We start from the raw sequence: 12,855 nt of genomic DNA on the forward strand, positions 1-12,855 counted from the left end.
TGTCGAGGTCTGAAATCTAGCTTTGTGTCGCCTGCGAATGTCTTCTCGGCCATTGACTATAAATTTCGGCTGATGGTGGGTCCTGTGCATAAATCCCGGGAGGGATTCTTGTCGTCAATCCAGTGCGGTAGCTGGGAAACATGAGCAGACCAACACCCCCTACCTACAAGACCAAGATCTGGCTGGTCTATATTGAAGCGCTCGAGTGCTGCGGCTCGTTGACAGTCTGGGGCTTGAAGACGAGTGGACCGCAGGCAAGCATGGCGGTCCCAAACGACGCGTTTGGCGCAAAATCCATCTCGGGACCGACGAGCGCACACTGGAGGTTCGGGCCTTTGAGATCAGGGGGGGACCACACTGGCGACGCGCCGGTTCTCGCCGATCTGCCCCGCCAGACCCCAGCCGGCAAAGAGATCGCACCGTCACCGCTGACGGTGCCTGTGACACACGCAAGTGCCACGATGCAATTGCCGACAGGGGTGCGAATGCCGTTATCCCGCCCGCAAAATGCCAACCCGTTCAAAGCCATTACTGCAGGTGAGATGGCCAGAAACGAGGCTCTGCGATCTACGAAATGCCTTGGTCGCGCGCACTGGCGAAACTGGAGCGGGTACCACCGACAAAGCAGGGTCGAGACGAAGATGCGCTGCATGAAACTGCTGGGGCAGCGCCTCATGGCGGGGGCTTCGAACGCCAGATTTTCGAGGTCCAGGTCCGTATCGCCGTTAAGAACGGCTGCACCGCACCCGGAATACCCGTCACAGACGGTCGTGGGACAAGTCCGCCAGGGAAAGGGGCAGCTGGGCGTTTGATCCCATGGTTTGATGGTGCGATCCTTTTTCAGGACTGGAAGGAAGCGACATGGGGCAAGTTCGTCACGGGAGCGCCACGTACCGTTACCCGGCAGGCGATTTGCTAGGTGTTCAGTCAAAACTTTTGGTGGTCAAATTCCCGACCGTTTCGGAAGGATGAACCAAACCTTGAGACAGCGCAAAATCGGTTGTAGCGAGAGGCGCGTAGCCAACAAAAGCTCTCTGACGTCGGTCGCTCAGGTATCGGCGGTATAATCTGCCCGCCCGACGGACACATAGCGGGAAAATCCGGCGCGTCGCGCGTCACGGGCCGAATAGATGTTTCGCAAATCGGCCAGGGCCGGATATGCCATTCGTTTTGCCAATCGTTTTAGATCCAGCGCACGGAATTCATTCCACTCGGTCAGAATCACCAGAGCATCAGCATTTTTCGCGGCTTTGTAGGCATCGGCAAACCAGTGCACGCCGGGCAGCAGGTCGACACCTTCCCGCTGGCCTTGGGGATCAACCACGCGCACCTTGGCCCCGGCGCCGATCAACGCGGGAATGACCGTCAGGGAGGGCGACTCTCTCATATCGTCGGTGTTGGGTTTGAACGTCACCCCCAGCACCGCGATTGTCTTGCCAGCAACATGACCGTCCAACATGTCCATCACCTTGCCGACCATACGGCGGCGCAGTTCTTCATTTACCTTGATCACCGTTTCCGTAATCTGCATTGGCAGGCCGAATTCCTGACCAATCCGAGCCAATGCCCTCGTATCCTTAGGAAAGCAAGAGCCGCCAAATCCTGGTCCGGCGTGCAGGAACTTGCTGCCAATACGCCCGTCCAACCCCATGCCTTGGCTGACGAATTTGATGTCTGCCCCGGTGCGTTCGCACAACGCAGCGATTTCATTGATAAAGGTTATTTTGGTCGCCAGAAACGCATTAGCGGCGTATTTGATCATTTCGGCGCTTTCCAGATCGGTGTTCAGGATCGGAAAATCGCGCAGGTAGAGCGGACGGTAGATGTCATTCATCACCTCAGCGGCGCGTTGATTCTGAACCCCGACCACGATGCGATCGGGGCGCATGAAATCGTCAATTGCGGCCCCTTCACGCAAAAACTCGGGGTTCGAAGCGACGTCGAATTCAGCGCCCGGATTGGATTCCGTGATGACCTGCTTGACCATGCGGTTTGTGCCGACAGGTACTGTCGACTTGGTAACCACAACCGCATAATCGGTCAGGGCGGCGGCGATCTCTTTTGCTGCCGCGGTCACATAGGTCAGGTCCGCGTGGCCATCGCCGCGTCGGGTTGGGGTGCCGACCGCAATAAAGACAGCGGCGGCGCCGTTCACGGCGGCGTTCAGGTCGTCGGAAAAGGACAAGCGGCCCGCTTCGACATTCCGGACCATCAAATCGTCCAATCCGGGTTCATAGATTGGGACTTTGCCCGTCCGCAGCAGCGCGATTTTTCTGGCGTCGCTGTCCACGCAGACTACATTATGACCGAAATCCGATAAGCACACGCCGGAAACCAGCCCGACATATCCGGTTCCAATCATCGCAATTTTCATGCCTCAAACCTCTTGCCCAGCCCTTTGAACCCTTGGTGCAGGATAACCGGCCTGTCAACATGCCGAACCCCCGGATTCAGATATCGTGCAAGCCGTAAAAAAGGTATGCCGCAGGCATCAATACCCGGCGTAAACTGCCAAATGGAAAGCGTTTCATTGGCGATGCGATTACTGACAGGCAGGGCGTTGCAGGTTCGCGTGACAGGGCGAGATCAGCCAGCACGCGTCCCGCATAGCTGCCCATGGCGATGCCGTTGCCATGATAGGCCAGTCCTGCAAACATACCCGGGTGGTCCGGAACCGGACCGACGTACGGAACACGGTGGCGGGACAGGCAGACCATACCGGACCATTGCCAGGGTGAGGGGACATCGCGCCAGGCCGGGAACATCTGTTCGAAATTGCGCCGCGTGCCGTATTGGGCGCGCCGTTCTGCCCGGGGCGAAGACATCAATCCACCGCGCATGCCGAACAGAAAGCGCCGATCGGGCATCAGGCGAAAATAGTGCAGCAGATTGCGCGTATCATATGCCATCTGATCGCTGTTCCAGCCTTGTGCGGCGATCTCTTCATCTGTCAGCGGACGGGTTACAAGGACATTGGATTGGCTTGGCATGTAGCGTCCGGCCAACCATGTGGGCAGGTCTTCGCTGGAATACCCATTGGTGGCAATGAGCACAGTTGGCGCCAAAACGTGCCCTTGACGGGTGGCGATCCGATAGGATGCCCCATGCCGCTCGATCCGCTGCGCGGGGCTGTCCCGGTGCAGGATCGCGCCATGTGCCTGGGCGGCTCTGGACAGTCCGAACAGATATTTGCGCGGATTCAATGCAAAGCCAACTTTCGTCGTTAAAGCGCCATGAAACGGTCCGGCCATACCAGCGGCGGGCAGATCTGCGGCTTCGATCAATTCGGCCGAACCCCCGTTGCGCCAAAGTGTTTCGGCCGCAGCGCGCAACCCATTCATGTCGCGGGCGCGATGGGCCATCTGGGTTTCGCCATTGGAATGAAGGTCTGCTTGTATATTATGGCGCTTCAACAGCTGGCCGACCAGATCGACGGCATCCTTTTCGGCCTGGAAATAACTCCGCGCAGCGTCATGGCCATACTTACGCGTCAGGGCGGTTGCGCCAATCCGCGCGCCGCCAAGACAACAAAAGCCGCCGTTGCGACCTGATGCACCCCAACCAGGAGGGCCGGCTTCGAGAACGGCGACCGTGGCACCCGCTTCGGCGAGATGCAGTGCGGCCGATAGCCCGGTAAAACCGGCGCCGATGATCGCGACATCCGCGTGCACTGCCCCTTGCAGAACCGGCCAGGCTGGTGCGGCAATGGTTTCATCCCACCAGCAACCGGCGCGGGGGCCCGGGCCATAGGCAAACTCTGCAAAGATCCGTTTCACTGCGTACGTATGGCCTGTTGCTCATCTTTCTTCTGACGTACAAGGCTGCGCTTTGAAATCAGAGAGGCGGTGATCACGCCGACGGTGACAATGGCAATCATGATTGTCGACAGTGCATTGATTTCCGGGCTGACGCCAAGGCGAACGGCCGAGAATATCTTGATCGGCAATGTGGTTGCGGAAGGACCGGTGGTAAAGGACGCGATCACAAGATCGTCCAGAGACAGGGTAAACGCCAGCAGCCAACCTGAAATCACCGCAGGAGCGATGATTGGCAGAGTTACAAGGCGAAACGCTTCCATGGGGGAGCAACCGAGATCCAACGCGGCTTCTTCGAGCGATCTGTCAAACGTGGCGAGCCGCGACGACACGACCACCGAAACGTAGCACATCGAAAATGTGGTATGCGCCAGCACGACTGTCAGCACGCCACGGTCCAGCCCCAGACCAATGAACAGCAAGAGGAGTGACAGGCCGGTAATCACTTCGGGCATCACCAACGGCGCATAGATCATGCCGGAAAACAGCGTACGGCCCAAAAAGCGCCCTCCGCGGATCAGCACATAGGCGGCCATGGTGCCCAGAACGGTGGCAAGCGTCGAAGAGAAAACAGCGACTTTTACGGTCACCCAGGCAGCGTTCAGAAATGCCTCGTTTTGCACCAACTCACCGTACCATTTGGTCGAGAAGCCGGCCCAGACGGTCACCAGTTTGCTTTCATTGAAGCTGAATATCACCAGGATGACCATTGGAATGTACAGAAAGGCAAACCCAAGGGTCAGCGAAACTACATTGAACCAACTCAGGCGCATGGTTTGCCTCTTGTCGCCGGAATCAGGGAAGGCTCAGCGGGGATATCGTTGCGTGTTCGGTGGAGGTGTATCATTGTTCGGCCTCCGCCTGCTTTTGCTGGTTGCGCTGGAAGAGGACGATTGGGATCACCAGGATCAGCAGCAATACGACTGCCACTGCCGAGGCGACCGGCCAGTCGCGGTTGGAAAAGAACTCTTCCCACAGAACCTTGCCGATCATCAGAGTGCCCGATCCGCCCAGAAGCGAGGGAATCACGAATTCCCCCAGGGCCGGAATAAAGACAAGAAAGCAGCCGGCGACGATCCCATTGCGGCTGAGCGGGATGGTCACCAGCCAGAAGGCCAGCAGACGCGAGCATCCCAGATCCTCGGCGGCCTCGATCAGCGATCCGTCCAGCCGGTCCAGCGCAGCGTAGATCGGCAGGATCATGAAAGGCAGATAGGTGTAGACGATGCCGATATAGACGGCTGTGTTGGTGTTCAGGATCGTAAGGGGTGTGTCGACGATGCCCAGCCACAACAGCAACTGGTTCAGAAACCCTTCGTTGCTGAGGATCCCCATCCAGGCGTAGACCCGGATCAGAAAGCTGGTCCAGAAGGGCAGGATCACCAGCATCATCAGCGTCGGACGCCATTCTTCGGGCGCGCGCGCCATACCATATGCAATCGGATAGCCGAACAACAGGGTAAACGCGGTCGAAACCAGCGCGATCCAGAGACTGCTGAGATAGGCTTTCCAATAGAGGTCGTCTTCGGTCAGCCAGACAAAGTTCTCAAAATCCAGTTGACCTAGAAACGCGCCGATCCCCTCGGCCCAATCCAGCGCCGGTGCATAGGGCGGGATCGACAAAGCCGTGTCAGACAACGAGATTTTCAGGACGATGATGAACGGGATCAGAAACAGCAGCAGCAGCCACAGGTAGGGAACCGAGATCAGGACAAATCGGCGCATTATTCTGCCAACAGGACGCCGGCGGTTGCTGTCCACGACAGCCAGACCGGATCCTCCCATGTGATGTGACGCCGCGAGATCCGGCGCGTATTGGCGGTTTGCGCCTTGATAATGGTGCCGCCGGGCAGCGCGACATGATAGGTCGACAGGTTGCCCAGATAGGCGATGTCATGCACTGTTCCCTGCACCACATTGTCGGCCGCTTCGGGCCGTTCGGTCGAGATTGCCACCTTTTCAGGCCGGATCGCCAGGTGACAGTCCTGCCCGTCCGAGAACGGTTTTGCCGAGGTTGCAGTCAGAGGGGGCAGGGTGTCGGACCAGTCGATGCGATACTGTTCCTTGCCGCTTGCCGTCGCCTTGCCGTGGACGATGTTCACGTCGCCGATAAAGTCGGCGACATAGACGCTCTCGGGAGTTTCATAGATTCGCGCCGGGGTGGCGACCTGCATCAACCGCCCTTCGTCCATCACCGCAACCCGGCTGGCAACGGTCATCGCCTCTTCCTGATCGTGGGTGACGATGACGAACGTGGTGCCGGTGGTTTCCTGGATGTCCATCAATTCGAACTGGGTATCCTGGCGCAGCTTCTTGTCCAGCGCGCCCAGCGGTTCATCCAGTAACAGCAGTTTCGGGGCCTTTGCCAGCGACCGTGCGAGCGCGACGCGTTGGCGCTGACCGCCGGAAATCTGGTGCGGCTTGCGGCGGGAAAATTTCTCGAGCCGGGTCAGTTTCAACATCTCTTCGACGCGGGCGGCCACCTGCTCCTTGGATTTCTTGTCCCGGCGCAGCCCAAAGGCAATGTTGTCCCAGACCGACAGATGCGGAAACAGCGCATAGGACTGGAACATCATATTCGTTGCCCGCTTGTTGGGCGGGACCGGGCCGATGTCCTGCCCGGCCAGTTCGATCCGCCCTTCGGTCGGGGTTTCGAACCCTCCCAGCATTCGCATCATCGTGGTCTTGCCACATCCCGATGGTCCCAGCAGGGCAAAAAACTCCCGCTCAAAAATATCCAGGGACAGGTCGTGGATGGCGGTGAATTCGCCAAATCGTTTGGTCACGTTCTGAAAGCGGATCAGGGGCTTTTGCTGTGGATCCTCCCACGGTGCGAATTCGGCTGTTTGCACGTTCGGTCTCCCAGTCTGTGCGCGTCAAAAAGGCGGACCCTTCGGCCCGCCTTGTGCAGTGTTGTTCAGGTCCCGGACTTGATCTTGGTCCACAGCCGGGTCACGACGCGCTGAACCTTGGCCGGATAGGGCCGGGTGGTGAACAGATTATTCAACGTATCTTCGTCCGGATAGATTGCCGGATCGCCGATGACGTCTTCGACCAGGAACTCCTGACTCGCCTTGTTGCCATTGGCATAATAGACATAGTTCGAAGCCGTCGCCATGTTCTGCGCGTCCATGATGAAGTTCAGGAACACATGCGCGGCGTCCGGGTTGGGCGCATCCACCGGGATCGCCATCTGGTCAAACCACATCTGCGCGCCTTCCGTGGCGGCGTGATAGGCGATCTCGACGCCGTTGTCGGCCTCGATCGCGCGGTCACGTGCCTGCAGGATATCGCCGGACCAGCCCACGGCAACGCAGATATCGCCATTTGCCAGCGCGTTGACGTATTCGCTGCTGTGGAATTTCTGGATATAGGGGCGGATCGGCATGAACGCTTCTTCGGCGCGCGCGATCACGTCCTTGTCGTGGCTGTCGGGATCTTCGCCCAGGTATTTCAGCGCCATCGGAATCATCTCGGCCGGTGCATCCAGGAAATGCACGCCGCACGCGGCCAGTTTTTCCATATTCTCGGGTTTGAAAATCAGGTCCAGAGAATTGATCGGGGCGTCTTCGCCCAGCAGTTCGGTCACTTTGCCGACATTCACCCCTATGCCCGTCGTGCCCCACATATAGTTTATGGAATAGGCATTTTCGGGATCGTATTGTTCCGTGCGCTCGGACACCACGTTCCACATATTGGTCAGATTGGGCAACTTGGCTGGATCCAGTTTCTGGAAAGCGCCGGCCGTAATCTGGCGCTGCAGAAATGTCCCTGACGGTACGACCACATCGTAACCCGACCCACCAGCCAGCATTTTGGTTTCCAGAACCTCATTGCTGTCGAACACGTCATAGATCAGGTCAATGCCGGTCTCTTCTTCGAACTTGGTCAGCAGGTCTTCGTCGATATAGTCCGACCAATTGTAGACCCTGACTTCGTTGGCAAAGACAGCTGCGCCGCCCAGTGCAAAAACGGCTGTGAGTGTCAGCGCGCAAAATTTCATGAGTAACTCCCGTTGATGTGCCGATTTTGGTATCGGCTAAATTTATTTGATCAAGTTTTGTCTTCATTTGCAATCGTGGATGTGGTCTCATGCAGGAGTTGATGACTCAAGCAAGCTTGCCGCCAAGTAACGCAAGGCCACGGACCGTGCCAAGAACCGACCTTATTGCCGCCGATCAGACCACCGCCCAGATGCCGGCCCACGAAAGGGTCTATCAGCAGCTGCGCGGGCGGATTCTGTTTGGTGAAATCGCCCCTGGCCAGGCCGTCACGATCCAGGGGCTGACGGTGGCGCTGGATGCAGGTATGACCCCGGTCCGCGAAGCGATACGCAAGCTGATTTCGGAAGGGGCGCTGGTGTTTCAAGGCAACCGCCGCGTCAGCGTTCCGCAGTTGGATGCTTCGAGTATTGAACAGATAACTTTCCTAAGAAAAACAGTTGAATACGAACTTGCCCGCCGCGCTACACAGCAAATGAACCGCACGACGATCAAACGGCTGCAACAGATCGATGCTGCACTGGATGCGGCCATAGCCACGGGCGATGTCGGCGATTATCTGAGGCAGAATTATCAGTTTCATCATGTGTTTTACAGCCAGGCCCAGGCACCGGTACTGGCTGGGATCGCGGATCGGTTGTGGTTGCAGTTTGGACCGTCGCTGCGGGTGGTCTGCGGCCGCTTTGGCACCCAAAGCCTGCCGGACCGCCACAAGGATCTGCTGAACGCTCTGCGCAGCGGCGACGCAGAGGCGGCGGGCCAGGCGATCGTGCTGGATCTGGAACAGGGAATGGAGCAAATCGCCGCCGCCCTGACGCGGATCGACTGATTCGATTGACATAGAAAGATTTGATCATATTTTGAGGCGAACCTTAAACCGGAGCCGCTGCCATGTCCGCCATTACAAATCACATGCCCACCGCCGAATTGCAGGCGCTTGACTCTGCGCATCACATGCATCCGTTTACTGCGGGCAACGAGCTGGCTGAAAAAGGTGCGCGCGTCATTACCCGTGCCCAGGGCGTGACCCTGACCGACAGTGAGGGGAACAGCTTTCTGGATGCGATGGCCGGGCTGTGGTGCGTCAACATCGGCTATGGTCGCGACGAGTTGGCCCAGGTGGCGGCACGGCAGATGCGCGAACTTCCTTTCTACAACACATTTTTCCAGACCACTCACGTTCCGGCCATCGCGCTGTCCGCCAAATTGGCCGAGCTGGCACCGGGCGATCTGAACCACGTGTTTTTTGCCGGATCGGGGTCCGAGGCGAACGATACCAATATCCGCATGGTACGCACTTATTGGGCGATGAAAGGCAAGCCGGGAAAATCGATCATCATCAGCCGCAAGAATGCTTATCACGGCTCTTCCGTGGGCAGCGGCAGCTTGGGCGGCATGACATACATGCATGAACAGGGTGGCCTGCCGATCCCCGATATACACCATATCAATCAACCGCATTGGTGGGCCGAGGGTGGCGATCTGAGCCCCGAAGAGTTCGGCCTGGCCCGCGCACGCGAGCTCGAAGAAGCCATTGAGCGGCTGGGCGAAGACCGTGTTGCCGCATTTATTGCCGAGCCCGTGCAGGGCGCCGGCGGTGTGGTCATTGCGCCGCAAACCTATTGGCCCGAAATTCAGCGCATCTGTGACAAATACGAGATCCTGTTGATTGCCGACGAGGTGATCTGCGGATTCGGGCGCACCGGAAACTGGTTTGGCAGTCAGACCATGAATATCCGCCCCGATATCATGACCATCGCCAAGGGCCTCAGCTCGGGCTATGCGCCGATTGGCGGCTCGATTGTCAGCGATGAGATCGCGGATGTCATCGGGTCCGGCGAATTCAACCACGGCTATACCTATTCCGGCCACCCGGTTGCCGCAGCCGTGGCGCTGGAGAACCTGCGTATTCTGGAAGAGGAAGACATCATAGGCCATGTGCGCAACATCGCCGCGCCCTATCTTGAGAAAGCGTGGAAAGGCCTGGCCGATCATCCGCTGGTGGGCGAAGCACGCAGCATCGGGTTGATGGGGACCATCGCCCTGACCCCTGACAAGGACAGCCGCGCCGCCTTTGCCGGTGACGCAGGTGCGGTCGGATATATCTGCCGCGAGCGGTGTTTCGCCAACAACCTGATCATGCGCCACGTTGGGGACCGGATGATTATTTCGCCGCCGCTGGTGATCCGGCCCGAGGAAATCGACACTTTGGTTGCGCGCGCAACCAGGGCGCTGGACGAAACCTATGCCGAGATCCAGAAACAGGGCTTGTTCAAGGCCGCCTGAATGGCAGCGGGGCGGCTCTGCCGTCCCAACCCGTGCGGGGCATACGCGGGTCAGGCCGCCTTGGTGCTGGCGGTAACATAGTTCACGCTCAGGTCGCGCACCGACAGGCTCCAGCTCCAGGTCGCCGGGTTAAAGACGAAACCCTTCCGATCGACCGGCGTCAGTCGGGCGCGGGACAGCAGCTCGTACAACTCGTCCGGAGTGATGAACTTGGACCACTCATGTGTGCCGCGCGGCAGCCATCGCATCACCACCTCGGCTCCGACAATGGCAACCATATAGGATTTCGGATTGCGGTTGATGGTCGAACAAATGTGCAACCCGCCCGGCCTTAACAGGGTCTGGCAGGCGGTAAGATAGGCCAGGGGATCGGCAACGTGTTCGACGACCTCCATGTTCAGAATCACATCGAATTGTTCACCCGCCTCGGCCAGTGCTTCGGCGGTGGTGTGGCGATAGTCGATGGCCAGTCCGGATTGCGCGGCATGCACCTGTGCCACCGGGATGTTGCCTGCCGCTGCGTCGGCTCCGACCACCTCTGCGCCCAGACGCGCCATCGGTTCGGACAGCAACCCGCCGCCACAGCCGATATCCAGCAGGCGCAGACCGGAAAATGGCTGTTGCGCCGTTAGGTCACGGTCGAACTCGCCTGCTATTTGTGCCGTAATATAGTCCAGACGACAGGGGTTGAGCATGTGCAACGGTTTGAATTTTCCTGCCGGATCCCACCATTCGGCGGCCATCGCCTCGAATTTGGCGATTTCGGCGGGATCCACCGTGTCTCGTGGCGCTTGCATTCCTGTCTCCATGTGATTTTCATACTGACAGCTTCTATATAGGACATTCATGGACAAACACTCGGACCAAAAGCGCGCAGTTCAATATCTGCACCCGCCAATCGATCCTTTCGATCAGCGGATGATAAGTGTTGGCCAGGGTCACAAGATCTATGTCGAGCAATGCGGCAATCCCGATGGTATCCCCGTCGTAGTGCTGCATGGGGGTCCGGGCGGTGGGTGCAGCCCCGCCATGAGGCGCTATTTCGATCCCGAGGTTTATCGCGTCGTCCTGTTCGATCAGCGCGGATGTGGGCGGTCTCGGCCGCATGCCTCGGTCAAGGATAATACCACCTGGCATCTGGTTGACGATATCGAACTGATTCGCACCGAACTGGATATCGACAGATGGCTTGTGTTCGGCGGCAGTTGGGGCGCTACGCTGGCGTTAATCTATGCGCAAAGTCATCCGGATCGGGTGCGCCACCTGATCTTGCGCGGCGTCTTTTTGATGACCCGGGCCGAGCTGGACTGGTTCTATGGCGGAGGGGCCGGCAAGTTCTGGCCCGAGACCTGGGAGCGGTTCGTGTCGCTGGTGCCCGTGGACGAGCGTGACGATTTGATTGGGGCCTATCATCGGCGGCTGTTTTCAGGTGACCTGTCGCTGGAGATCCGTTTTGGCCGCGCCTGGTCGGCATGGGAAAATGCGCTGGCCTCGATTCATTCAAGTGGCGTATCGGGAGAAGGGCCGGGCGAATATGCGCGCGCCTTTGCCCGGCTCGAGAATCACTATTTCATCAACCACGGCTTTTTGGACAATGATGATCAGATCATCGAAAACATGCACCGGATCTCTCATATCCCGGGCATCATCGTACAGGGGCGCTATGACATGATCTGCCCGCCGACCTCGGCCTGGCGTCTGGCCACCCGGTGGCCTGCCGCCGAACTGAAGATGATCCGTAACGCGGGTCACGCCCTGTCGGAACCGGGCATCAGCCTTGAACTGGTGCGGGTGATGGACCAGATTGCCGAAGCGGAGGGATAAGGTGAAACGCCTGGATCGTCGTGCACTGTTCTCGTCAGGTGCCGCCGCGGCATTGCTGGCGGCCTCCGGCGTGTCACTGGATGCGGCACCGCGTCCCGGTGGACGACTGCGGCTGGCCTTGCCGCGCGAGGATGACAGCCTGAATCGGTTGGTTCGCGGGGCCGTTTTCGACACTCTGACCGAAGTGGCTGCCAATGGATCGCTGCAGGGCGAATTGGCGACAAAATGGGGGGCTGACACCCATGCGCGGACTTGGCGTATCGAATTGCGCCCCGATGTGACATTTCATGATGGGCGGCCCCTGACCGTGCGGGATGTGATCGCGTCGCTGAATACGCACAAAGAGCTTGGGCGGCTATCCTTTGATACCGTCTGGGTCGATGGGGCGCATCGGATCGTGTTGGAATTGAAACAGGGCAATCCGGGCCTGCCGTTCCTGTTTGCAGGCCCGGATCTGATCATTTGTCCCGACGGGCAGGTGGATCTGCCACTGGATCAGGCCGTCGGTACCGGATGCTATCGTACAGAGCGGCTGCAGTCGGGCCGTCACTATCTGGGTCGAAAGGTGGCGCACCACTACAAAGCCGGGCGCGCCGGTTGGCTGGACAGCATCGAAGCGCTGGTGATACCTGATGCCGCCGTTCGGGCCGAGGCGTTGCGTGATGGGTTTGTTGACGTTGCGGTGGTGCCCAGACCGGATGATTTGCGGGATCGGGACGATCTGATCTTTCATCCATCGGTCAGCGACATGGTGTTTGCAGCGCAGAAAACCATCGGCATGCCGCGGGCGATCGGCACACATGGTCCCCTGGATGACGCGCGGCTGGCGGAACGCTGGTGGCTGGCCGTGTAATTCAGGCGGAAATCGCCCCTTGCAGATTTTGGCCGGCGAGCGTATATGGCCTTTAACAGCGGCGCATCGGGCTCTG

At 58.8% G+C, this 12,855-nt stretch carries 12 protein-coding genes; 5 read left to right on the plus strand and 7 right to left on the minus strand.

From position 1 onward, the window contains the following. Positions 1 to 205 precede the first annotated feature (205 nt). A complete protein-coding gene (locus NANH_RS29820) occupies positions 206 to 541 on the plus strand; it encodes a transposase (protein ID WP_154665580.1) in 336 nt (111 codons plus the stop codon). Between the two features lie 507 nt (positions 542 to 1,048). Here the strand turns inward: NANH_RS29820 and NANH_RS0114320 are convergent. The 6 genes from NANH_RS0114320 to NANH_RS0114345 all read right to left on the minus strand — a co-directional run bounded on the left by NANH_RS0114320 (position 1,049) and on the right by NANH_RS0114345 (position 7,818). Next, the gene (locus NANH_RS0114320; RefSeq protein ID WP_027262661.1) at positions 1,049 to 2,374 is read right to left on the minus strand and encodes a UDP-glucose dehydrogenase family protein; all 1,326 of its coding nucleotides are present in this window, start codon (positions 2,372 to 2,374) and stop codon (positions 1,049 to 1,051) included. A 76-nt stretch (positions 2,375 to 2,450) separates the two neighbouring features. After that, positions 2,451 to 3,776 (minus strand): NAD(P)/FAD-dependent oxidoreductase, encoded by a 1,326-nt coding sequence (locus tag NANH_RS0114325; protein WP_027262662.1) that lies wholly within the window; start codon positions 3,774 to 3,776, stop codon positions 2,451 to 2,453. After that, on the minus strand, positions 3,773 to 4,588 hold the full coding sequence (locus tag NANH_RS0114330) for an ABC transporter permease (protein WP_027262663.1): 816 nt from the start codon (positions 4,586 to 4,588) through the stop codon (positions 3,773 to 3,775). Before NANH_RS0114330 ends, NANH_RS0114325 begins: the two co-directional genes overlap by 4 nt. A gap of 70 nt (positions 4,589 to 4,658) precedes the next feature. After that, a complete protein-coding gene (locus NANH_RS0114335; RefSeq protein WP_027262664.1) occupies positions 4,659 to 5,540 on the minus strand; it encodes an ABC transporter permease subunit in 882 nt (293 codons plus the stop codon). Beyond that, positions 5,540 to 6,667, minus strand: a complete 1,128-nt coding sequence (locus NANH_RS0114340) for an ABC transporter ATP-binding protein (RefSeq protein ID WP_027262665.1) — start codon at positions 6,665 to 6,667, stop codon at positions 5,540 to 5,542. The genes NANH_RS0114335 and NANH_RS0114340 overlap by 1 nt, the downstream gene beginning before the upstream one ends. Before the next feature lie 65 nt (positions 6,668 to 6,732). Beyond that, positions 6,733 to 7,818: a polyamine ABC transporter substrate-binding protein gene (locus tag NANH_RS0114345; RefSeq protein ID WP_027262666.1), complete on the minus strand. Its 1,086-nt coding sequence runs from the start codon at positions 7,816 to 7,818 to the stop codon at positions 6,733 to 6,735. 101 nt (positions 7,819 to 7,919) lie between these two features. On the opposite strand from NANH_RS0114345, the gene NANH_RS0114350 reads away from it, so the two are divergent. Next, a complete protein-coding gene (locus NANH_RS0114350; RefSeq protein WP_051372630.1) occupies positions 7,920 to 8,645 on the plus strand; it encodes a GntR family transcriptional regulator in 726 nt (241 codons plus the stop codon). A 62-nt stretch (positions 8,646 to 8,707) separates the two neighbouring features. Continuing rightward, a complete protein-coding gene (locus tag NANH_RS0114355) occupies positions 8,708 to 10,102 on the plus strand; it encodes an aspartate aminotransferase family protein (protein ID WP_027262668.1) in 1,395 nt (464 codons plus the stop codon). 50 nt (positions 10,103 to 10,152) lie between these two features. Here the strand turns inward: NANH_RS0114355 and ubiG are convergent, their stop codons facing one another. Continuing rightward, on the minus strand, positions 10,153 to 10,899 hold the full coding sequence (gene ubiG / locus NANH_RS0114360; protein WP_027262669.1) for a bifunctional 2-polyprenyl-6-hydroxyphenol methylase/3-demethylubiquinol 3-O-methyltransferase UbiG: 747 nt from the start codon (positions 10,897 to 10,899) through the stop codon (positions 10,153 to 10,155). A 49-nt stretch (positions 10,900 to 10,948) separates the two neighbouring features. On the opposite strand from ubiG, the gene pip reads away from it, so the two are divergent. Continuing rightward, positions 10,949 to 11,926 carry a prolyl aminopeptidase gene (gene pip, locus NANH_RS0114365; protein ID WP_027262670.1) on the plus strand — a complete coding sequence of 326 codons (978 nt, stop codon included), beginning with the start codon at positions 10,949 to 10,951 and terminating at the stop codon, positions 11,924 to 11,926. A gap of 1 nt (position 11,927) precedes the next feature. Beyond that, positions 11,928 to 12,779 carry an ABC transporter substrate-binding protein gene (locus NANH_RS0114370; RefSeq protein WP_027262671.1) on the plus strand — a complete coding sequence of 284 codons (852 nt, stop codon included), beginning with the start codon at positions 11,928 to 11,930 and terminating at the stop codon, positions 12,777 to 12,779. The last annotated feature ends 76 nt before the right edge of the window (positions 12,780 to 12,855 follow it).

This window comes from Sedimentitalea nanhaiensis DSM 24252, assembly GCF_000473225.1.
Taxonomy (GTDB): Bacteria; Pseudomonadota; Alphaproteobacteria; order Rhodobacterales; family Rhodobacteraceae; genus Sedimentitalea; species Sedimentitalea nanhaiensis.

Coding starts and splice junctions, on each gene's coding strand:
- NANH_RS0114320 (WP_027262661.1), bottom strand. CDS start 2,374: ATGAAAATTGCGATGATTGGAACCGGATATGTCGGGCTGGTTTCCGGC.
- NANH_RS0114330 (WP_027262663.1), bottom strand. CDS start 4,588: ATGCGCCTGAGTTGGTTCAATGTAGTTTCGCTGACCCTTGGGTTTGCC.
- NANH_RS0114335 (WP_027262664.1), bottom strand. CDS start 5,540: ATGCGCCGATTTGTCCTGATCTCGGTTCCCTACCTGTGGCTGCTGCTG.
- NANH_RS0114345 (WP_027262666.1), bottom strand. CDS start 7,818: ATGAAATTTTGCGCGCTGACACTCACAGCCGTTTTTGCACTGGGCGGC.
- NANH_RS0114350 (WP_051372630.1), top strand. CDS start 7,920: ATGACTCAAGCAAGCTTGCCGCCAAGTAACGCAAGGCCACGGACCGTG.
- NANH_RS0114355 (WP_027262668.1), top strand. CDS start 8,708: ATGTCCGCCATTACAAATCACATGCCCACCGCCGAATTGCAGGCGCTT.
- ubiG (WP_027262669.1), bottom strand. CDS start 10,899: ATGCAAGCGCCACGAGACACGGTGGATCCCGCCGAAATCGCCAAATTC.
- pip (WP_027262670.1), top strand. CDS start 10,949: ATGGACAAACACTCGGACCAAAAGCGCGCAGTTCAATATCTGCACCCG.